The 22,373-nt window shown below is 49.3% G+C and carries 17 protein-coding genes, 1 tRNA gene and 1 pseudogene; 12 read left to right on the top strand and 7 right to left on the bottom strand.

The genetic code is table 11. The features are described from left to right. Nucleotides 1-765 carry a trehalose-phosphatase gene (otsB, locus tag HGT71_RS02570; RefSeq protein WP_214216396.1) on the bottom strand — a complete coding sequence of 255 codons (765 nt, stop codon included), beginning with the start codon at nucleotides 763-765 and terminating at the stop codon, nucleotides 1-3. A gap of 278 nt (nucleotides 766-1,043) precedes the next feature. Here otsB and msrA point away from each other — a divergent pair, with 278 nt between their 5' ends. From msrA to umuC, 4 genes are all read left to right on the top strand, one after another. Next, complete coding sequence (gene msrA / locus HGT71_RS02575; protein WP_214216399.1) at nucleotides 1,044-1,577, top strand: peptide-methionine (S)-S-oxide reductase MsrA; 534 nt, start codon at nucleotides 1,044-1,046, stop codon at nucleotides 1,575-1,577. A 138-nt stretch (nucleotides 1,578-1,715) separates the two neighbouring features. Next, nucleotides 1,716-1,803, top strand: a tRNA-Ser gene (locus HGT71_RS02580). 236 nt (nucleotides 1,804-2,039) lie between these two features. Continuing rightward, nucleotides 2,040-2,462: a translesion error-prone DNA polymerase V autoproteolytic subunit gene (gene umuD / locus HGT71_RS02585; RefSeq protein WP_214216401.1), complete on the top strand. Its 423-nt coding sequence runs from the start codon at nucleotides 2,040-2,042 to the stop codon at nucleotides 2,460-2,462. Beyond that, on the top strand, nucleotides 2,462-3,724 hold the full coding sequence (gene umuC / locus HGT71_RS02590) for a translesion error-prone DNA polymerase V subunit UmuC (protein WP_214216403.1): 1,263 nt from the start codon (nucleotides 2,462-2,464) through the stop codon (nucleotides 3,722-3,724). Before umuD ends, umuC begins: the two co-directional genes overlap by 1 nt. Nucleotides 3,725-3,729: 5 nt before the next feature. Here the strand turns inward: umuC and HGT71_RS02595 are convergent, their stop codons facing one another. The 3 genes from HGT71_RS02595 to phoH form a co-directional block, all read right to left on the bottom strand. Then, nucleotides 3,730-4,767 (bottom strand): NAD(P)H-dependent flavin oxidoreductase, encoded by a 1,038-nt coding sequence (locus HGT71_RS02595; protein WP_214216404.1) that lies wholly within the window; start codon nucleotides 4,765-4,767, stop codon nucleotides 3,730-3,732. Nucleotides 4,768-4,785: 18 nt separating this feature from the next. After that, complete coding sequence (locus HGT71_RS02600; protein ID WP_214216406.1) at nucleotides 4,786-5,265, bottom strand: GNAT family N-acetyltransferase; 480 nt, start codon at nucleotides 5,263-5,265, stop codon at nucleotides 4,786-4,788. A 64-nt stretch (nucleotides 5,266-5,329) separates the two neighbouring features. Beyond that, on the bottom strand, nucleotides 5,330-6,118 hold the full coding sequence (phoH, locus tag HGT71_RS02605) for a phosphate starvation-inducible protein PhoH (RefSeq protein ID WP_214216407.1): 789 nt from the start codon (nucleotides 6,116-6,118) through the stop codon (nucleotides 5,330-5,332). 626 nt (nucleotides 6,119-6,744) lie between these two features. Between phoH and HGT71_RS02610 the strand changes: the two genes are divergently transcribed. From HGT71_RS02610 to efeB, 6 genes and pseudogenes are all read left to right on the top strand, one after another. After that, on the top strand, nucleotides 6,745-7,122 hold the full coding sequence (locus HGT71_RS02610; protein ID WP_214216409.1) for a heme-binding protein: 378 nt from the start codon (nucleotides 6,745-6,747) through the stop codon (nucleotides 7,120-7,122). Nucleotides 7,123-7,131: 9 nt separating this feature from the next. Further along, complete coding sequence (locus tag HGT71_RS02615; RefSeq protein WP_214216410.1) at nucleotides 7,132-7,899, top strand: SDR family oxidoreductase; 768 nt, start codon at nucleotides 7,132-7,134, stop codon at nucleotides 7,897-7,899. A 164-nt stretch (nucleotides 7,900-8,063) separates the two neighbouring features. Then, nucleotides 8,064-8,908, top strand: a pseudogene (locus HGT71_RS02620) (MBL fold metallo-hydrolase). Between the two features lie 154 nt (nucleotides 8,909-9,062). After that, entirely contained in the window at nucleotides 9,063-10,589 is a 1,527-nt protein-coding gene (gene efeU, locus HGT71_RS02625) for an iron uptake transporter permease EfeU (protein WP_214216411.1), read from the top strand. Nucleotides 10,590-10,616: 27 nt separating this feature from the next. Then, nucleotides 10,617-11,822 carry an iron uptake system protein EfeO gene (gene efeO, locus HGT71_RS02630; RefSeq protein WP_214216412.1) on the top strand — a complete coding sequence of 402 codons (1,206 nt, stop codon included), beginning with the start codon at nucleotides 10,617-10,619 and terminating at the stop codon, nucleotides 11,820-11,822. A 3-nt stretch (nucleotides 11,823-11,825) separates the two neighbouring features. Continuing rightward, nucleotides 11,826-13,085 (top strand): iron uptake transporter deferrochelatase/peroxidase subunit, encoded by a 1,260-nt coding sequence (gene efeB, locus HGT71_RS02635; protein ID WP_214216413.1) that lies wholly within the window; start codon nucleotides 11,826-11,828, stop codon nucleotides 13,083-13,085. Between the two features lie 71 nt (nucleotides 13,086-13,156). On the opposite strand, the gene putP is transcribed toward efeB, so the two are convergent. After that, nucleotides 13,157-14,638 carry a sodium/proline symporter PutP gene (putP, locus tag HGT71_RS02640; protein WP_214216524.1) on the bottom strand — a complete coding sequence of 494 codons (1,482 nt, stop codon included), beginning with the start codon at nucleotides 14,636-14,638 and terminating at the stop codon, nucleotides 13,157-13,159. Nucleotides 14,639-15,027: 389 nt separating this feature from the next. Here putP and putA point away from each other — a divergent pair, with 389 nt between their 5' ends. Continuing rightward, complete coding sequence (gene putA / locus HGT71_RS02645) at nucleotides 15,028-18,957, top strand: trifunctional transcriptional regulator/proline dehydrogenase/L-glutamate gamma-semialdehyde dehydrogenase (protein WP_425328662.1); 3,930 nt, start codon at nucleotides 15,028-15,030, stop codon at nucleotides 18,955-18,957. 38 nt (nucleotides 18,958-18,995) lie between these two features. Here the strand turns inward: putA and HGT71_RS02650 are convergent, their stop codons facing one another. Together HGT71_RS02650 and HGT71_RS02655 are read right to left on the bottom strand one after the other, a co-directional pair. Beyond that, nucleotides 18,996-19,712 (bottom strand): RNA polymerase sigma factor FliA, encoded by a 717-nt coding sequence (locus tag HGT71_RS02650; protein ID WP_241595028.1) that lies wholly within the window; start codon nucleotides 19,710-19,712, stop codon nucleotides 18,996-18,998. A gap of 213 nt (nucleotides 19,713-19,925) precedes the next feature. Next, nucleotides 19,926-20,762, bottom strand: a complete 837-nt coding sequence (locus HGT71_RS02655; protein WP_214216418.1) for a flagellin N-terminal helical domain-containing protein — start codon at nucleotides 20,760-20,762, stop codon at nucleotides 19,926-19,928. Nucleotides 20,763-20,939: 177 nt separating this feature from the next. Between HGT71_RS02655 and fliD the strand changes: the two genes are divergently transcribed. Continuing rightward, the gene (fliD, locus tag HGT71_RS02660) at nucleotides 20,940-22,370 is read left to right on the top strand and encodes a flagellar filament capping protein FliD (RefSeq protein WP_214216420.1); all 1,431 of its coding nucleotides are present in this window, start codon (nucleotides 20,940-20,942) and stop codon (nucleotides 22,368-22,370) included. The last annotated feature ends 3 nt before the right edge of the window (nucleotides 22,371-22,373 follow it).

Consider the following 22,373-nt stretch of genomic DNA (forward strand, 5'->3'; position numbering starts at 1 on the left):
CTATACACTCCTCATTTTATCTAAGTTAACGTTATTGTTTGCGAGCTTTCCTAGCCATTGATACAGCGCTGTTACATCATTAATTCGTTGGGTCGCTTCGCTCTCGCCGCTACCGATTTTGATGGAAATCCCCTGTTGCCGATTGACAGATTGGAAGCCGGCTTCGTCCGTGACATCGTCACCCAAAAAAACCGGAATACGACCCTTGAAAGGAGGGGTTTGCATAAGGAAATCTATCGCCTTGCCTTTATCACATGCCCGCGGTTTAATTTCCCACACACATTTTCCTGCTTGCACTTTAAAATCGGGATAACGCTTAACTATGTCATCCGCAAGGTGTTGTAATGCCTGCTGGGCGCTAGGCGCTTGTCGATAATGTAAGGCAAATGCGATGCCTTTCTTTTCCAATCGCACGCCAGGCAATGCGGCGATTTCACGCGACAGTTGCTGTTCGATCTCACCAAGCTGCTGTGCGTCAGTATGCGTGGTCGTCAGTTCACCATTAAATGTGCGGATTTCCGCGCCGTGAATACCGGCCGCCGCCCCGCGCAGCGGTTGCGTTAACGCATCAATTTGACTTAACGGCCGCCCCGATACAAAGGCGACGGCGCCCCCTAATTGTTGGGTTAATTGCTTAAGATCAGTAATGACCGAAACCGGTATTGAGACGGCTTCTGGCGTTGCTTGAAGGCTGGCTAACGTTCCATCGATATCGAAAAAAAATGCGTAGTCGTTTTGTCGGCATGGTTGCCGCGATTCATTCATAAACACTCGCTTTTTCTGGTTGCGCATCGCGGTGAGGAGCACACTCGGTGCGTCGTATGGCTACCCTCACTCGGTTATAGAAATGTAATAATTAAGAATATTATGTGATTCAGTAATGTTACTAAGTATAGACTCAATCTCGACGATTGCGCGGCGAATCAGAAAGTTACCTAAGTAATACGGTAGAACTGCTCCGACTGCACAATCTGCTCATGGTCACCGTGAACACATTCCGCTACTCTAGGGACGTGAAAAATGACGTTAATTATGAGGTCTATATGGCAACTGAATATGCAATCATTGCAGGCGGCTGTTTTTGGTGTACGGAAGCCGTCTTTCAAAGCTTGAAAGGGGTATCGTCTGTCGAAAGTGGTTATACCGGCGGCGCATCAGCAGATCCAACGTATGAACAAGTCTGTAGCGGGTCGACTGGCCATGCCGAGGCGATACGTATTGGGTTTGATCCCGAGCAGATTAGCTATGCCGATCTCCTCGCAGTGAGTTTCGCGACCCACGATCCGACCCAGCTTAATCGCCAAGGTAACGATATCGGTACACAATACCGTTCCGCTATTTTTCCGCTGGATGCCGCACAACGGCAGACCGCTGAACAGGCGATCGAACTCGCCCAGCAGGATCACTCGCAACCTATCGTTACGACGATTGAAACCTTTACGGTGTGGTACCCTGCTGAAGATTATCACCAAGATTATTGGGATCGCGTTGGGGCAAACAATGGTTTCTGTATGGCGGTGATCCCACCTAAACTACAGAAGTTACGCAAGAAATTTGCAGATCGGGTTAAGGATTAAGCTGAAAAAGCACGACATTCCGCCGAGTCGCTCAGCTCTTGAGCGGATAAGTAAAAAGCGTGAAATAGTACTTGACCGCTGCGGGGCGACTCCCTATAGTAGCGCCCCGTTAGCGCTGCAAAGCGTAACAAACAATTTGGTGAGGTGTCCGAGTGGCTGAAGGAGCACGCCTGGAAAGTGTGTATACGGCAACGTATCGAGGGTTCGAATCCCTCCCTCACCGCCATACTCTGTAAAAGAGTGACGATGACTCTTTTCTCCATTAGCACTTCCATGCTAATGACTAAACCCAGTGCTACTCGCGCTGGGTTTTTTTTTGTCTGTATTTTTCCCTCTGCATCCGAGATCGCCTAAATATTCATTCTCATCATAACGTTACCGAAATCTGTACGATTGGGTCTTGCACCTTTCAGCAAAACACCGATACTGTATATATTTACAGTATTAATCTGAGAGATGACAATGCTATGTTATCAACCTGCACGTATTCGTGCGCTCCTTGAGCTCCCTTTATTTATTAGTCGTATTCCTTGCGGCTTTCCCTCCCCTGCTCTGGACTATGTTGAGCAACGAATTGACCTCAACCAACTTCTTATCAGCCATCCCAGCGCAACCTACTTTGTCAAAGTGAGCGGTGACTCGATGATTGATGGCGGGATTAGTGAAGGAGATATGCTGGTGGTCGACAGTGCATTAACCGCTAAGCAAGGCGATATTATCGTTGCCTCCTTAGCGGGAGAGTTTACTGTCAAGCAACTGATGCTAAAGCCCACCCTGCACCTCTTACCATTAAACTCCGCCTACGCCGCCATTCCTATCGATGATGCCGACCAATTCGAGATTTTTGGTGTCGTAAAGCATGTTATCAAAACGCTGAATCCCTAATGTTTGCGTTAGTGGATGTCAACGCGTTCTACGCTTCCTGCGAAACGATCTTTCGTCCCGATCTCCGCGGTAAGCCGGTGGTGGTGCTAAGTAACAATGATGGCTGTGTTATCGCTCGCTCCGCGGAAGCCAAAGCGCTGAATATTCGGATGGGAGAACCCTATTTCAAACTGACACAGCAAAGTTTCCCACAAAAAATAGCGGTCTTTAGCTCCAATTACGCCTTATACGCGGACATGAGCCATCGCGTGATGACACTCCTCGAAGAGATGGCCCCACATGTCGAAATCTATTCAATCGATGAGGCTTTTCTTAACCTTACCGGTATGGCGGCATGTTGCTCGCTGGAACAGTATGGTCAGCAGGTACGCCAGCGCATCAAAAATGAAGCACACCTGATGGTAGGTGTCGGCATTGCCCCCACCAAGACCTTGGCAAAACTCGCCAATTATGCCGCGAAGAAATGGGTTAAAACTGCAGGTGTGGTTGATCTCTCTTCGCCACAACGGCAAAACAAATTGCTGCCGCTGGTGCCGGTAGAGGAAGTCTGGGGCATTGGCCGTCGGCTCAGTAAAAAACTCGCACAGCTCGGCATTTATACTGCCGCGGATCTTGCCCAACAAGACACCCAGTTTATCCGTAAATCTTTCTCGGTCATTGTTGAACGGACAGTGCGCGAACTGCGCGGCGAGCCCTGTTTGGCCCTAGAAGAGTTTGCGCCAGTCAAGCAGCAGATCCTCTGTTCCCGCTCATTTTCCCAGCGCATCACTGACTACGTGCAGATGCGTGAGGCAGTCTGTAATTATGCGGTACGGGCTGCCGAAAAATTACGCGGTGAAAAACAGTATTGCCGCCAGGTAGGCGTCTTTATCCGTACCAGCCCACATGCTGTGGGCGAAGTCTATTATGCCAATCAACTCACCGGTCAACTCCTTACCCCTTCCCAAGATACGCGCGATATCGTGCGGCTAGCGCTCTATTTACTTGACCAAATTTGGCGGGAGGGGCCTCGCTATATGAAGGCAGGGATTATCTTAGGTGATTTTTTTCAGCACGGTGTCGCGCAGCTTAATCTTTTTGACCCACTAGCCCCTCACGCAAATAGCGATGCACTAATGCAAGTTGTTGATGGGATCAATCAACGTGGTAGAGGAACGATTTGGTTTGCAGGACAAGGAATTCAGAAACCTTGGGCGATGAAGCGAGAAAAATTATCCCCCGCTTACACCACCCGTTACCAAGACTTACCCTGGGTAAAGTAAGAGGCCTAATTGAGTTCAGCAATAAGCGTTTGCATTAAGGGGAGCGCATCCAAGGGCCGTAATGCCGTTACCCCCGTGCCCGCCCAACAGACTTGGTAATCGGTAACGCCTTGCGCACTGGCGACCTTATCCAACTGCTTGGCTAGAGCGTAACTATAAGGATAGTCGGCATGTGCTGGGCGTAACGGGTGATCGATCTCTTGCTGCCAACGTCCCATAACCCCACGGGCGGGCCGCCCAGAAATCACATCGGTAATTTGCGTACCTTTCGCCATGAATAAACGTTGTCTTAGCTGATCGCTGGCGGCAGACTCCTGGCAAGTAATAAAGGCGGTTCCCAATTGTGCAGCGCTCGCCCCTTGCGTTAACAGCTGAGTAATTTGCCCGCCCGTCATCACGCCCCCCGCACTAATAATCGGTAGCGAGATGTGCGGCGCTAACTGCTGTAATAATCCCTCTGTACTCAGTCCCGCATCACACAGTGGGTCGAACGTCGCACGGTGCCCGCCCGCTTCAACCCCTTGCGCAATGATCGCTGAACACCCCTGCTGTTGGGCATAAAGCGCCTCACTGAGTCGTGTGACACTCACCCAGTAAGGAATCTTCGCATGCTGTAAGGCTTGCAGGATAAACTTAGGCGGTAAACCAAAGTGAAAACTGACGACGGCCGGGCGGGTGGCGAGGATAACCTCGAGTAACTCAGGTGAGTCAGTAAAGGAAGTATAAGGGGCGAGAAGTTGTGTAGGAACAGCCTGTCCAAATTGCGTAAAATGCGCTGAGAGGTACTCGCACCATGCCCGACTTTTAACCGGGTCCAACGGCGTGGAACGATGGCAGAAGAAATTGACCTGAAAAGGCTGGCTTGTCAGCTGTTGTGTTGCCCTGATCGCGGCCTCAGCCTGAAAAGCATCACAAGCGCCTAACCCTAAAGCACCAAGCCCGCCCGCCTCAGAAACCTGACTGGCTAGTAAGGGAGTGGTCACACCAGCCATCGGTGCTAAAAAAATCGGATAACGAATGCCTAATTGGGTCAGTAACGACATACTGATTCCTTGAATAGCTTACTGCGGCCGGTAAAGCATCTCGATGCAGTCAAATGTATAATCGGCAGCAGGCGAATAGTGGGTATCATTACGCACGCATTGAAACCCCTGTTTAAGATAAAACCCCTGAGCATTAGGGGGTGAAGAAAGTGCGAGGGCGTTTATGCCTCGCGCCAGCGCCTCTTGTTTAATGCAAGTCATGATACGCGCCGCGATCCCCTGCCGCATGGCTTCAGGTAAGGTAAACATCGCCTCAACACGCTGCGTCTCGATATCTAGATACCCGGTCGCCAGGAGCTGATGTTGCACATTTTCTGCAACATAAAAGGGATTGTGCAGGATAGCCTGCCGGTAACCACCAGGCATTTTTTCTGGCGTCCACGCGCGAATGGCGGATAAAGGATAGCAAGCTTGGCACTGTGCGATGATCGCTAGATTACGAATACGCCAACATAACTCGGCCTCGTCGCCCCGCGCCCTTCTAATCCTTATGCTCATGCTTCTCCCTCAATAACGATAAATAAAAAAACCGCCCTACTGGGCGGTTGTATGGCACAACTGATTATTGATAGGCAAGCAGTGTGCGTTGACAGAGTTCTGAGCGAACACAGTCTTCAGCACCAAAGCGTACCACCCCGACAACATCGTCATCATAAAAACGCTGCATCGCATCAGCAAGCCCGGATTTAACACCTGCTGGTAGGTCACATTGGGTAATATCACCGTTAACGATCACGGTCACATTTTCCCCTAAGCGAGTGAGGAACATTTTCATTTGTGAGGCGGTAACGTTCTGCGCTTCATCAAGAATAACGAAAGCATTCTCAAAGGTTCTGCCCCGCATATAAGCGAAAGGTGCAATTTCAACTTTCGCAATTTCAGGGCGTAAACAGTAGTGCATAAAGGAGGACCCCAAGCGTTTGACTAATACGTCATAGACCGGGCGGAAGTAAGGAGCAAATTTTTCAGAAATGTCGCCAGGGAGGAAACCCAAGTCTTCATCGGCTTGTAACACTGGGCGAGTCACAATGATCCGCTCAATATCTTTGTTAATTAAGGCTTCTGCGGCTTTAGCGGTACTGATCCAAGTTTTACCACACCCCGCTTCGCCTGTAGCGAAAATCAATGATTTTGTGGTGATTTCCTGCAAATAATGGGCTTGTGACGCATTACGTGCAACGATCGGTTGACGGTCACGGACATCTCGCGCCATACCGATTGCATCAAGACCACTCATATGAACCAAGGAGGAGACTGATTCTTCTTCGCGTGAACGATGACTCCGCGCATCACTACGAAGGACGCGTTTTGCTTCACGACGTGCTTTGACTACTGCTTTTTGTCTTCCCATGATGGCACCTTACTGTTGGTTTCAGTTACCGTCTGCCCGATGGCGACGTATAGTTGAACGCTTTAGAGGTTAGCTTCCTTATGAGCCTTACTGCCTGAGATTAGAAGTCGTTGACGTACATTGTCGCAAGATAGCGGTATAAGCGAATAGATCGCGGTGAGAGGAGAGGAATAGGAGAAATGCATGGCACAACAGGGTGCACAGTGTGAAAGAAGTCGTTTACCCACTGACCCAGGTCGTCTCATTCGCGATCTCCCAACGGTTGTTATGATAGAACGATGTTGCCTGCTCATCATGTTCATAAACTATAGTACAAATCAACACTTATTACATTTATCACTCAAAAATGACATTTTTGTGATAATCACTTCATTCGTCCTGAACCACTGCCCTCTATTCCCCCCCGGGCTGGCCGATGAAGCTCTGCCTTGCCGAGCGCGAAAATACCCACTTAGCCATTAGATAAAGAAAAAATTCATATTAACGCATTGAATATAAATAAAATAATAAATAACTTATTATATTTTAACTTATCATACTATAACTTATAATTTAATAAGCTATATTTTTATTAGTTGGCCGACCACGAACCGGTCCCAATGCGTAAGAGACGCTGGAGGATAACGATGAAACAGATAACGGCAGAAATCGTCACGGGTATTCATGCTCTCGCCAAAGACTATAACGTAGGACTGTATGTCACCGTGATCAATGCACAAGGCGAGGTTATCGCCTGTCTAAAATCGGGTGACGTTGCGAGAGCCAGTTTTACATTAAGTATTAAGAAAGCAGAGACGGCGTATAAATTTACTCTTGATAGCGATGTGATCTATCAGTCGTTAATCACCATCGGTCAACAAAATCTACTTTGTGAGGAATACTGCTTTCTCGCAGGTGGTGTCATTAGCCAGAACACTTCTGGCGAGCGTTATTGTGTTGGGGTGTCGACCAATAATCCCCATCTTGATAAAGCGATCGCGCTGAATATCTTATCCCAATTATAGGAGGTCACAATGAAGAAGGTTCTAATAACGGGTGCAGGAAGTGGATTTGGGAAATTATTTTCATTTGAACTTGCTAAACGAGGCTATGACGTTATCGCAGCAGTCGAATCGCCAAGTCAAATGCGCCCCTTAAGAGAAGAAGCCTCAAAAAATAACTTATCCATCAATGTGATAAAGGTCGATATTTGTGATTCCGCTGATATTGATTATGCCATTGCGCAGCAGGCGGATATTCTGGTCAATAACGCGGGTATTGGTGAAGGCGGTGCACTGATCGATATGCCGCAGACGATTCTCAGAAAGCAATTTGAGGTGAACTTCTTCGCAACCACGGAAGTCGCGAAACGCTTTGCTGACAGTTTAATTAAAAGAAAATCAACCGGTCGGATCGTGTTTATTTCCTCTATTGGGGGATTAATGACCCCTGAACTCGCCGGAGCCTATTGCGCATCAAAACATGCATTAGAAGCGGTTGCTGAATCCTTTAAATCTGAATTAAACGAATTCGGCATCAGCGTTTCAACCATCAATCCGGGTCCCTATCTGACCGGGTTTAACGACAGAATTATGGAAGCATCCAAAAACTGGTCTTCACTTCAAGAAAACCATGTGGACCATAGTGATTTAACTTTTGACCTGCCTCAATACGACGAAAACCAAGATATTTCAGCAATGTGTGATGTCATTATCGATAGTCATGCAAAATTCAGAAATGTCTTTCCAGAAGAGTTTGTTGAAATCATTAAAACTCAACAACGTCAAGACTGGGAAAAATAACCCTCTCAATCCCGCTGATGGCGGGATTTTTTTGTCTCCCTTGCTGGATTAGGTCACTTGGCGGTATCCGGTTTTGATCTTGACACTCATTGCGCTCTAAATAACAAGTCATTAACAAAAATACCCTTAATATGTTTACGCTATAAGCTCAATGGGAGATGTTAATGATTACCTTATGTACTGCTTGTGGGACTTCTTATGCTGTCGACGCGGCTGCACCCGATCACTGTAAAATCTGCCTCGATGAACGCCAATACGTGCCGGTGAAAGGCCAACAGTGGATAGAACGTGACTTGCTTACCACAACCCATTGTAACCACTGGACCCAGCACCAACCCCAACTCTTTAGCCTACAAACTATTCCGGAGTTTGCTATCGGCCAGCGCGCGTTTATTATCCAAACCCCTGAGGGCAATATCTTATGGGATTGTATTGCCTGTCTTGATGAGGCCACTAAAACCTTAATCCATGCTTTAGGCGGCTTAACCGCCATCGCCTTATCGCATCCCCACTACTACACCACTATGCAAGATTGGGCCGCTGAATTTAACGCCCCAATTTATCTCCATAGCGATGATCAGCAATGAATTATGCGCCGCTCCCCTGCAATAAAACTGTGAGGGGAGAGAGCTTATCGTTAACCTCACAGATACGCTTAATCCGTTTAGGTGGGCACTTTGCGGGAGGAAGCGTCTTACATTGGTCGACAGAAGAGGGAGTACTCTTAGCGGGGGATATTATTCAGGTTACGCCCGGTGCCGATGCAGTCTCTTTTATGTGGAGCTATCCTAACCTGTTACCACTCCCCGCCCAGAGCGTTTGCTCGATAAGGGATCGATTAGCCCCGTTACGCTTTGCCAAAATCTATGGGGCCTTTAACGGGCAAAATATTCTGCAGCGGGGAGACGATATCGTCAGGCAATCCAGTGCAAAATATCTTTCCTGCTTACAGCCCATCGACGCATCGCCAAGCGAGGAAACACTTACGCGCGCCCACGCTACTCAGTAACCTTACGCAAAGCGGCCTCACCCGCCAGCTAACGACATATTCTGATACGAAAAATCCTGTTGGCGGGTCATATAACAGCTTGGAATGCTTTTACAGAACTAAATAGAAATGATATTACTAACCATTCCTATTTACATTAATTTACTTAGAGACAGTGACCGTGCTAGCCACCTTGGTCATCGCGTTACGTGAAGGATTAGAAGCTGTTCTAATCGTCAGTATTATCGCGACCTTTTTACGAAAAAATCAGCAATCACTAGTCCCCATGTGGTGGGGTGTCTTCGCTGCCGTATTACTTTCCCTAGCAGTAGGCGTCGGACTCAGTCTAACTGAACGCGCTTTACCCCAAGCCGAACAAGAGGCGATGGAGGCAATAATCGGCGCCATTGCGGTGATCTTCGTCAGCAGTATGATTATGTGGATGCAGCACCATGCACCACAACTGAAATATCAACTTGAGAGCGAGGCAAGCCTAGCCTTGCGCCAATCGAGCCGCTGGGCACTACCGACCATGGCTTTTCTAGCCGTGCTCAAAGAGGGTTTCGAAACCAGCGTCTTTATGTTAGCGACTTTCTCCGCCGCGCAATCATCGATCTGGGCGACTGTTGGCGCAGTGGTTGGCCTGTTACTGGCGCTAATGATCGGTTGGGGAATATATCGTGGCGGTATACGTCTTAATCTCGGTCGTTTCTTTAAAATAACCGGTATTTTCTTGGTCGTCGTGGCTGCTGGGCTAGTGGTCTCTGCCCTGCGCAGTGCTCACGAAGCGGGTTGGCTATTGATCGGCCAACATAAGGTGTTGGACCTCTATTGGTTACTGCCAGCAGGCTCGGTCCGTGCCGCACTCATCACCGGCGTACTGGGAATCCCTGCCGACCCACGCACTGCAGAGCTACTAGGCTGGCTAAGCTATCTCGTTCTATTCGTGTTAATTTTGGCTTGGCCACAACGCTATCAGCCAAGTCCGAGGGTCGCTTACCGCCTGTTGCAGAGCCTAAGTCTCGTCACACTGGTCGGCGCAGTAATCTGTGCCAAATTACTTTCACCTCCCGCGTTCCACTTAGCGCAGTCTCTGCCGCTGGTCACGCCACAAGATGACAGCGAAGTGCCTATCGGCACCTTGGTACGCACTGCCGACGGCCTCGAGTTAACCCTTACCGGTCAGTCTACGCGCTTTATGCCCTTTAGCACCGCCGCTGTCGCGCCCGTACCGGATGAACACACCGTCACGCTTAAAGCTCAATGGCCTGATGCCCCGACTCAACTCTCGCTGGATCAAGTCATTGCACTTTATCACCAACGCGTTCCCCCTGGGTTGCATCCTCAACAGCACCCTGGTCCCTATCAAAGCCAGTGGCAGTTGAGTTGTCAGATCACGCTTACCGTGCAGCAGGGAGAAATTATCGCGGCACACAGCACCGCCAATAGCCTGTTAACCTTAAGTGGCAGTGGCTTATCATCGCCAAGACTGCTAAGTGTGACGCTATCCCCCACTGTCGTAGGCTGCCCATGGCAGACAAGTGCAGTCTGGCAACGTCACGCAAACCAAGCATTAGCTGCTTATCAAGAGACAGAAAACGTCTACGATTTCCTGCAGCATAAGTTACCTATCGTTTTAGTGGTAATGAGCCTCGGTGCACTCGCGCTGAGCGTCCGCAGCAAAAAAAAGATCACACCATAACGCTCAAAACATAATGAGATAACGACTATGATGAAACAGCAATTATTACGCCGCCCCGCTCTAAAATTGAGTACCCTTGCGTTCTTCTTACTGACTGTAGGCGCCTCGCATGCCGCCACAACGCCCGACGTCACGCAAGTCAATATTACCTTAACGGGCGATAACGGCGGACAATGTCAACTCGATACGAATCAGGTCAAGGCAGGACCCGTCACCTTTAACATCGTGAATAAAACTGCCACCGCAATTACTGAGATCGAACTGCTAAGTAACAACCGTATTTTGGGTGAAAAAGAAAACCTCGCGCCCGGCCTACCGGCGGTGAAATTTACCCTTAACCTCGAGGGTGGCAATTATCAGCTTTACTGCCCTGGCGCAGCGAAAGAATTAGTCGACTTTACCGTGAACGGCCAGCGTAGCGCACAATCCGCCGATAGCATCAGCGCCCTATTAAAACAGGGGACAGACGGTTACGGTCGCTATGTAGAAGGTACCGTTGCTGGCATGGTCAGCGCCGTCGCGAAACTGCAAACGGCCATCAATGCGGGTCAGCTGGAGCAAGCAAAAATCGCCTACGCGCAGGCTCGCCCTTTCTACGAACGGATTGAATCTGATGTCGACGGCTTCTTACTTCCTGGCTACAAAGCGACGGATAATGCCGGCAACCTAGACTATCTCATTGATATGCGTGCGTCGAACCTCGACCCAGCAGTCGGCTGGCATGGCTTCCATGCTATTGAGCGCGACCTGTTCGAGAAAGGCAAGATTGATAAGAAAACCAAGCAAACTGCCCAAGGTTTAGTCACGCACGTTGCAGAATTAAATAAACAAGTCAAAGGTCTCACCTATAAACCTGAAGATTTAGCCAACGGTGCCGCAGACCTGCTTGAAGAGGTGCAAAATACCAAAATTAATGGTGAGGAAGAAGCTTACAGCCATATCGATTTGGTCGACTTTGCAGGCAACGTCGAAGGGGCGATGCAAGCCTTCGCCTACTTACAGCCTGGCTTAGCAAAAATCGACCCGGCACTGACCCAACAGGTCAGCGAACAATTTAGTGCGGTGCGCAAATTGCTTGATCAGTACCGTGACAGTAAAAGTTTAGGCGGTTATCGCCCTTACACTCAGTCGCTGAAAGCAGAAAACGCGGCGAAATTAAGCCGTGCAATACAAGCCTTACAAGAGCCGCTTTCCCATATCGCTGAGAAAGTCGCTACACACGCTGGAGCCTAAGTAATGAGTCGTCACGATAAGCCACGATTTGCCCATGGCCTCGTCTCGCGTCGAAATATGTTAAAAGGATCGTTAGCCAGCGCGCTAACGCTTCCTGCCCTCTCCCCAACACTGGCCTCTGCCGCAGAGGCCAGCGAGAAGGATAATATCGACCTCTCCCATCAGTGGCCATTTTATGGTGACCATGGGCAAGCCGGCGTTACGACACCGCCGCAACGTCATATTATGTTTATGACTTTTGATATGACGACGCCCACTCAGCAAGCGCTGCAAATATTGCTCGCCCGCTGGTCGGCGGCCATCGCTCAATTGGTTCAGGGTGCAGCCGTCGGTACCGTCGAGCCCTCGAGAGTAGGCAGTGTTGGTACGGATACCGGCGAGGCGGTGGGGTTAGACCCCGCGTCCTTAACCGTCACCATTGGTATGGGCCCCTCGCTCTTTACCGATACTTACGGCCTTGCCGCAAAATGCCCCCCACACTTACGGCCGCTGGCGGCATTGCCCAGTGATAATCTGCAACCAGAATTGACTGGCGGCGATCTCTCTCTGCAAGCCTGCGCCGATGATCCGCAAGTGGCCTACCATGCTATTCGCGTCTTAGCCCGCATTGCCAAAAGCACAGGAACCGCCCAAACTCGCTGGACCGTAATGGGCTTTGGTCGGGCCTCCGCAGGCAAAGGCCAGGAGACCCCACGCAATTTATTTGGTTTTAAAGACGGTACCCGTAACTTAGTTGAGGCCGCTGAGTTTTCTCAACATGTATGGATTAAAGATGGCCCCGCTTGGCAGCAAGAAGGCAGTTACCAAGTGGTGCGTAAAATTAAGATGAACATTGAGAACTGGGATACCGATCGCGTTAGCGATCAAAATCAGGTCTTTGGTCGCCATAAACTCTCTGGTGCGCCGCTGTCAGGCACCCATGAATTTGATCCGCCTGACTTTCACAAACACGATAGCGAGGGCGAATTAGTGATACCGGCTACCGCGCATATTCGCTTAGCCGCACATGAAAATAATCAGGGAGTGAGGATTTTACGGCGGTCTTATAACTACACCGATGGGTTAAATCCGTATGGGCAACTCGATGCGGGATTACTGTTTATCAGTTACCAGAATGACCCTGCCCATTTCGAAACCTTGCAGCGTAAATTAGGGGCTTCCGATGCCCTAAATGAATATATCTCGCATATTGGTAGCGGACTATTCTTTGTGCCGCCTGCCGCAAAAGAAGGCAGTTATATCGGTGCAGCGCTTTTTAGCTAAAGCGTAACGCGGCAGATAAGCGCGTCGTCACTTATCTGCCGCAATCAATCGCACCTGAGAACCATTCCCCGTTATTGCAGGTACTCTTGATTGGCCTGTTGGAAGCGATCACGCACCTGTTGTGAAGGCCCTTTTCCGCAGAGACTGACCAAGACGATCGCCACTGTCGCGAACAGGAAGCCAGGGATAATTTCGTACAAACCAAACCACGCAAACTGTTTCCAGATGATGACCGTTAACGTTCCGACAATCATACCGACCAAGGCCCCGTTACGGCTCATCCCTGACCAGCACACGCTAAGCAGGATCACCGGCCCAAATGCCGCGCCGAAACCGGCCCAAGCATAACTGACTAAGCCCAGTACCTTATTTTCTGGATTGCTGGCTAACGCTATCGCAATCAGCGCAACGATAAGCACCATTAAACGCCCTACCCATACTTTCTCGCGTTGACCCGCATTTTTACGGATGAAGCCCTTGTAGAAGTCTTCCGTTAACGCACTGGAACACACCAGCAGCTGGCAACTTAAGGTTGACATCACTGCCGCTAAAATAGCGGAAAGTAAAATACCGGCGATCCAAGGGTTAAACAGAATACGCGTTAGCTCAATAAAAATACGCTCGCTGTTACCGTTTACCTCCGCTGCCTGTGAGGGATTATCAGCAAAATAGGCAATGCCAAAGAAGCCGACCGCCACCGCGCCACCTAAACAAAGAATCATCCAAGTCATGCCGATACGACGTGCGCTACGCATAGTACGGTGGGAATCGGCAGCCATAAAACGCGCTAAAATATGCGGTTGTCCGAAATAGCCCAAGCCCCAGCCGAGTAACGAGATAATCGCCACTACGCTAAGGTTGTTGAAGATATTTAAACGCTGTGGGTCAATGTGGCGAATAACGTCTAATGAACTGTCTACGCCACCCACGGCCATTATTACCATCACTGGTGTAAGGATCAGTGCGAAAATCATTAAACTGGCTTGGACGGTATCGGTCCAACTGACCGCCAAGAACCCGCCTAAGAAGGTATACGCAATGGTTGCGGCCGCACCTGCCCAGAGGGCCGTTGTGTAGTCCATACCGAAAGTGCTTTCGAAGAGTCTCGCCCCCGCAACGATACCTGAAGCACAATAAATGGTGAAAAAGACCAGAATAATCAACGCTGAAATAACACGTAAGATTTTACTGCGGTCTTCAAAACGATGAGTGAAATAATCTGGCAGGGTTAAGGCGTTACCGTGATGCTCAGTTTGTACCCGTAGACGGCCGGCGATAATTTTCCAGTTAACCCAAGCACCGAGCACTAAACCAATCGCTATCCAACTTTCCGAAATTCCCGATAAGAAAATGGCGCCAGGTAGCCCCATTAATAACCAGCCACTCATATCTGAAGCGCCCGCCGATAACGCGGTCACTAAACTGCCCAGACTGCGACCACCCAAGATGAAATCGTCAAAGTTTTTTGTCGAGCGCCATGCCATAAAACCGATAAGTAACATTCCTGCAATATAGATACAGAACGTCACTAATAAGGGAGTGCTTACCATGATTAATCCTCTATTTTATTAGTATTATCAATGAGTTTTCCTAATTAAGATATTCTTTTTTTATCGCTGTCGTCCATCTTTTACATCATAAAAGTTGCACCGCTGGTTGCAACGAATACAAACTTTTAACATAAAAGCGATAGGCTTCACTTCACTCTTTACAAAACAGGGATCTCGATCAAATTTTTTTATGCTACAAAGCGTTTTATTTGAACTAAATCGCACTTATAACCGCTTTTAGTTTGAATAAATCCACTAGTAATTATCATTTATTTAATTTTGTTCACTTTTTTACTACAAATGGGTTGCGCTAAAGGTGCAACTCAAGAGATAGTCAAGGTGCAACCTTTTATCGACTTCTTTAATGAGGAACTGGCATGGCACACACCACCATGGGCGTAAAACTTGATGATGAAACCCGCGAACGACTTAAGCGTGCTGCGGTAAAAATAGACCGTACACCGCACTGGCTAATCAAACAGGCTATCTTTAACCTGCTTGCACAGGTTGAAGCGGGTGAAACCATTTATCCGACGGCTTCCGCCTCATCGACTGAGCCGTCTGCCCAAGATGCCGCCGATATCGCCACGCCTTATCAGCCTTTCTTAGAGTTTGCTGAGCATGTCCTGCCACAAAGCGTCAAGCGTTCTGCAGTGACTGCCGCATGGCGTCGCCCAGAAGTGGATATGGTGCCGATGGTGCTTGAACAAGCGAAAGTGAGTCCAGAGGTTGCAGAGAAAGTCCATGCCCTAGCCCTGCACTTAAGCGAGAAATTACGTAATCAGAAAAACCAAGGCGGGCGTTCCGGATTAGTACAGAGTCTTTTGCAAGAGTTCTCCCTCTCCTCTCAGGAAGGCGTAGCATTAATGTGCTTAGCCGAAGCCCTGTTACGGATCCCCGATAAACCAACGCGTGATGCGCTTATCCGCGACAAAATTAGCCATGGTGATTGGTCTGCGCACCTTGGTCAAAGTAATTCCATGTTCGTCAATGCAGCGACATGGGGATTGCTGGTTACCGGAAAATTGGTGTCAACCCACAACGAAGTCAATATGTCGCGTTCCCTCAACCGTATTATCGGGAAAAGTGGTGAACCACTGATCCGTAAAGGGATCGACATGGCGATGCGCCTGATGGGCGAACAATTTGTCACCGGCGAATCCATTGCCGAAGCCTTAGCGAATGCCCGTAAGTTAGAAGATAAAGGCTTCCGTTACTCATACGATATGCTCGGTGAAGCCGCGCTCACTGCCGAAGATGCTAAAGCCTACCTGCACTCTTACCAACAGGCGATTCATGCGATTGGTAAAGCGTCGAATGGTCGCGGTATTTATGAAGGTCCGGGCATCTCCATTAAACTTTCGGCCCTCCATCCGCGCTATCAACGCGCCCAATATGACCGTGTGATGGAAGAGCTGTATCCTATTCTTAAGTCCCTGACGCTGCTTGCCCGCGAATACGATATTGGCATCAATATCGATGCAGAAGAGGCTGACCGTCTTGAACTGTCGTTAGATTTACTTGAGAAGCTCTGTTTTGAACCCGCACTGTCTGGCTGGAACGGAATTGGCTTTGTTATTCAAGCTTACCAAAAACGCTGTCCTTTTGTGATTGATGAACTGATTGATTTGGCCGCGCGTAGCCAACGTCGTCTTATGATCCGTCTGGTTAAAGGCGCATACTGGGATAGTGAAATTAAACGTGCGCAGGTCGAAGGTCTGGAAGATTATCCGGTCTATACTCGCAAAGTGTATACCGACGCCGCCTATATTGCCTGTGCGAGAAAACTGTTAGCCGCACCTAATCTGATTTATCCGCAATTCGCTACACACAATGCCCACAGCTTGGCGACAATCTATCAGTTGGCAGGCAATAACTACTACCCTGGCCAATACGAATTCCAATGCCTACATGGCATGGGTGAGCCACTTTATGATCAAGTCGTCGGTAAAACGGCTGATGGGAAACTCAACCGACCATGCCGGATCTATGCCCCGGTGGGTACCCATGAAACCTTACTCGCTTACTTAGTCCGTCGCCTGTTAGAGAATGGGGCGAATACCTCCTTTGTTAACCGCGTCGCCGATAAATCGTTAAGCGTTGAAGATCTAATCGTTGACCCCGTCGCAACCATTAATACCTTCACTCGAGAGGAAGGACAGGTAGGGCTTCCGCATCCCCGTATTCCTCTGCCACGGGAACTGTATGGCAGCCGTGCTAACTCCTCAGGCTTGGATATGGCGAATGAACATCGTTTAGCCTCGCTATCCAGCGCCCTGCTCACCACTGCTTCGCAATCGTGGGTGGCTAAACCCGTGCTGGGTGTAGAGAGTGAGCACGCAGCCGGACAACCGGTACGTAATCCCTCTTACTTAACCGATATTGTTGGCGAAGTCATTAACGCCAGCGAAGCACAAGTCGATCTCGCCTTGGATGCGAGTCATGAAGCCAGCGCGATCTGGTTTGCAACGCCGTCTGAAGAGCGCGCAGCGATCCTAAAACGCGCAGCGATGTTAATGGAAGGTCAATTACAAACACTGATGGGGCTGCTGGTAAGAGAAGCCGGTAAAACCTATGCCAACGCCATTGCTGAAGTGCGTGAAGCGGTTGACTTTTTAACCTACTACGCAGACCAAGTGACCCAAGATTTTGATAATGAGACCCACCGTCCTCTTGGCCCAATCGTCTGTATTAGCCCGTGGAACTTCCCGCTGGCAATCTTTACCGGTCAAGTCGCTGCGGCACTGGCAGCAGGTAATACTGTGCTGGCTAAACCGGCGGAACAGACGCCGTTAATCGCTTATCAGGCTGTATCGATCTTATTGGAAGCTGGTATTCCGCAAGGTGTGCTGCAATTTCTCCCAGGTGATGGGGAAACGGTGGGTGCCCGTCTGGTGGCCGATAAGCGCACACGCGGGGTGATGTTTACAGGGTCGACGGCGGTTGCCACCCTGCTACAACGCGAACTGGCTAAACGCCTCGATCCCCAAGGCCGTCCGATCCCACTTATCGCTGAGACCGGTGGGATTAACGCGATGGTGGTCGACTCCTCCGCGCTGACTGAACAAGTCGTGGTCGATATTGTGGCCTCCGCTTTTGATAGTGCCGGCCAACGTTGCTCCGCATTACGTTTACTGTGTTTACAGGAAGATATCGCGGACCACACGCTTAAAATGTTACGAGGAGCCATGGCAGAATATCGTGTCGGTAATCCAGAATTGCTGACCACCGATATTGGCCCGGTGATCGATGAAGAGGCACGGGATAATATTGTTAATCATATTGACGATATGCGGCAGCGTGGCTTTAAGGTGACCCAATTCAGCTGGCATGGTGAAAGCGATGCGCAGATTCTGTCACAAGGCACCTTCGTTCGCCCGACCCTGATCGAGCTTAATTCAGCAGCCGATCTCACCCGTGAAATCTTTGGTCCGGTATTACATGTGGTGCGCTACAACAGTAAGCACCTCACTCGCCTACTGACTGAGATTAACCAATTAGGCTATGGACTGACCTTTGGTGTACACAGCCGCATCGATGAAACCATCAGCTTGGCCACTGAACGAATGCATGCCGGTAACCTCTATGTTAACCGCAATATGGTCGGTGCCGTCGTCGGGGTTCAACCCTTTGGTGGTGAGGGATTATCCGGTACTGGGCCTAAGGCCGGTGGACCGCTCTACCTCACTCGTCTGCTATCGAGTGCGCCGAATAACGCCTCAAAAGTGACACTGTCACGATTACCGTTGCATTCTACTGCGGATCAGCCTTCCGATGTTGCCCCGGTAAGCGCCTTACAGTTGTGGGCTGAGCAGAACGAGCATAGCGTGCTTGCGCAGGCGTGTGAGATGTACCGCGATACTACGGTGTCGAATCGTATCGCGTTACTCCCGGGCCCAACAGGGGAACGTAATACCTATCAATTACTCCCGCGTGCCCGCGTGCTCTGTATCGCTAAACAGCCTTCAGATCGGCTGATTCAGTTAGCCGCCGTCACCGCTTGTGGCAGTCGCGCACTCTGGCCTGATGATGCCGAGCACCGTCAGCTACTCGCTACCCTGCCGGATGCAGTACGCAACTGTATCGATCTCTCGGCTAAAGCCATTAGCGACCGCTATGATGCCGTCATCTACCACGGTGTGACTGATCAGCTCTCGGCGTTATGCCAACAAGTGGCTGAACGTTCAGGGCCAATCGCTATCGTTCAAGGCTATGACCAAGGCGAAACCAGTATTGCGCTGGAGCGATTCTTATTCGAACGCTCTGTCAGCGTCAATACGGCAGCAGCCGGAGGCAATGCAAGCTTAATGACGATTGGTTAATCGATAAAAACACAGCAAGGCATGTCCCCATGCCTTGCTTATCCCTTTAATCGACTACTGAGCCTTTTGATCGCTTGACTGTGAATTTGACTGACCCGAGACTCACCCACCCCCAACACTGCTCCAATCTCTTTGAGATTCAACTCATCTTGGTAATATAAACTGAGTACCTGTTGTTCTCGTTCAGGAAGCAGCCCGATCGCCGCAATAATTTGTTGACGCAGATCCTGGTCAACCAGAGCCTCGAGTGGATTTTGATCGTCGGTAGCGATGAATAAATGGTCTGCCGCATCGCTATGGTCCTCGTAGAGCGTATCTAATGAAAACAGTTGGCTATTATTTGTCTCCATCAGAATGGTGCGATACTCTTCTCGGCTAATATTTAAGGCAGAGACAATCTCTGCTTCTGTTGCATGGCAGCCGCTTTGCTGCTCAATTTTGGCAATTGCCGCGGCAACATTTCGCGCGTCTCGGCGTACGCGACGTGGCGCCCAGTCCAGATTGCGTAATTCATCAAGCATTGCGCCCCGAATACGCTGGGCTGCATAGGTGGTAAACGCAGTCCCTTGCTGAGCATCATAACGTGATATCGCATTCATCAATCCCATTGCCCCGGCTTGTATTAAATCATCAAGATCGACGCTGGCGGGCAAACGTACCTGCAGCCGCAATGCCTCGTGGCGAACTAACTGTAGGTAGCGTGGCCAATCAATGGCTTCACTCTGCAATCCTTCCTGATTATATAGACACTCCACTGTGCAGTTCCTATTTTTCCATTTATTCATACTGAATATTATCGAGGCTAGGAATCATTTCTTATCGCAGGAAAAAAACATGCTTTTACGATGAGCTTGAAGAGAAGATTTTCTTCCTGCAAAACGGCTTGAAATCGACCATAGAAACGAAAAACGGCCCGAGTCCGCTTAGGGAGTCGGGCCGTCAATACCGCTAGGGTTATGCCGCCGTTATTAGCCTTGTAACAGAGATAAAACGGTTTGTGGGACTTGGTTCGCTTTTGCCAGTACAGAGGTACCCGCTTGTTGCAGGATTTGCGCACGTGACATGCTTGAAACTTCTGTCGCATAGTCCGCATCTTGGATACGAGATTGTGAAGCGCTTAAGTTGTTAACTGTGGTGTTCAGGTTATTGATGGTTGACTCGAAACGGTTTTGAATCGCACCTAAGCTACTGCGCGCGGAGTCGACTGAAGCGATACGCTTATCGATCTCTGCAAGAGAAGCATCGGTACTGCCAGCACCACCACCACCACTGACAGAGAAGGCGGCACCCAGTGCGGTGGATTTAAAACCATCATCCGTCAATGAGATAGTGATCACGTTCGCTGCGGCGTCATCATTCGCACCTACTTGAATATTGATGCTTTGATCGCTGTCGAATAATTTGATGTTGTTAAAAGTCGTCGCGGTACCGATACGGGTAATTTCCGATAGACGGGCGTCGACCTCTGCTTGAATTGATTTCACGTCTTCGGCACTGTTGGTCCCATTTTTCGCTTGAACTGTCAGCTCACGAATACGCTGTAAGTTGGAGTTCATTTCGTTTAACGCACCCTCTGCGGTCTGCGCCAGTGAAATCCCATCCGTTGCATTACGCGAAGCCTGCGTTAACCCACGAATGTTAGACGACATACGGTTGGCAATTGCTGACCCTGCAGCATCATCTTTAGCACTATTAATACGCAGCCCAGAAGAGAGGCGCTCAATTGCCGTCCCCAACGCCGATTGTGATTTATTCAGGTTATTTTGAGTGGTTAGAGACATGATATTGGTATTAATAACAGCCATATTCAATTCCTTTGCTCTGAGTGAATGTTACGTACTGCGTCTCAGTACGTGGTCAAAGGGATTATCGGCAGGTGCTGAATGAACTTTATCGATAGCGCAAAATTAACTGCTGCTGACTAACTGTTTTCTCTATTTTGCCGATAAAGATTTTACAATTTAGTAGATAGAGAGGACACCATGGCGGTTATTAATAGTTTAGATATCGGAAACAGTACGCTCAATCTCGACTCAATGTATGCTGAGTTAGAAACCTATGAATCACAAAGTCTAACTCCCATCACCCAACAGGCCACCACCGTTCAAAGCCAAATTTCGGCCTTTGGCCAACTACGCAGTGCATTGGAATCGTTACAAAAGGCGACGACGGCGCTTAACTCGACCTCAGCATTGAATTCAACCAGTATCATCAGCACCAACCAGTCGTTTACTGCAACCAGTAACAGTGATGCAAGCGTCGGCAGTTACCAAGTCAATGTGAAACAGCTTGCTACCGCGCAGACGTTGCTTTCGCACGCCATCAGTAGTAACAACCAGCCTCTCGGCACGGCAGGTGCGCAAGGTCGTACCTTAACCTTACAAACCGGCGAGGGTCAGCCTGTAACCATAGCGTTAGACGACGCTGATACCAGTCTTAATGGTATCGTCAATGCCATCAATAAGAGTGGCGCTGGCGTTGTGGCAACCAGTATTAAGTCGAATGATGGGGAATATTATCTCTCTCTCTCCTCGAAAGAGACGGGGGCAAATAATACGCTGAGTGTCTCAGTCAATGGCGATGATCAGTTGCAAGCACTGATAGGTTACTCAGGAAGTGATTCGGCGACGGGTATGCAACAAACTACGGCAGGGCAAGATGCCGTCTTAGTCGTCAACGGTATCGAAGTACAAAGTGCGTCAAATACCGTCACCGATGCGCCTTATGGTGTGACCTTAAACCTCAAAGCGGTTTCTAACGGCGAAGAACGTTTGGAAATTGCCAATAATACCGCTGACGCCGTAAAGAATATCAAAGCCTGGGTGACTGCCTACAATACTGTGCAATCGGTTATCACCAACATCACCAAATACACTGGCGGGAGTACCTTGTCGAGCGATACCAGTTCGAATGGTCCGTTAATGGGTAACGGTACAGTGCGTGATATTCAAAATCAGTTGCGCTCAGTGCTAAACACCACGCAATCGGGTGCCTTAACCATTATGGCTGAGTTGGGGATCACCCAAAATACCACTAAAGCGGCAGATGGCAGCATTGGTACCATAAATATTGATGAGACCAAGCTTTCGTCTGCATTAACCTCAACGCCTCAGGCGGTTTACCAGTTCTTTTTGGGCGATGGGAAAACCACAGGCTTTAGTACCCTAGCCAACAACGCTCTCGATAATATTTTAAGTGACAACTATTCATCTAAAGGCACGCTGACAACCGCAGTCAATGCGTTAAATGACTCTTACGATAAATTAGAGGTTCGTTATGATCAGCAGCAAGCACGCATCGATGCCACCATGGCGCGTTACAAGTCTCAGTTCGTCCAGTTAAAAAAGACTATCGCGCAGATGAATACCACCAAAGATTATCTGACGGCACAATTCTCCACATCGGACGATTAAGGT

The organism is Rosenbergiella epipactidis, assembly GCF_018494055.1.
Lineage (GTDB): Bacteria > Pseudomonadota > Gammaproteobacteria > Enterobacterales > Enterobacteriaceae > Rosenbergiella > Rosenbergiella epipactidis.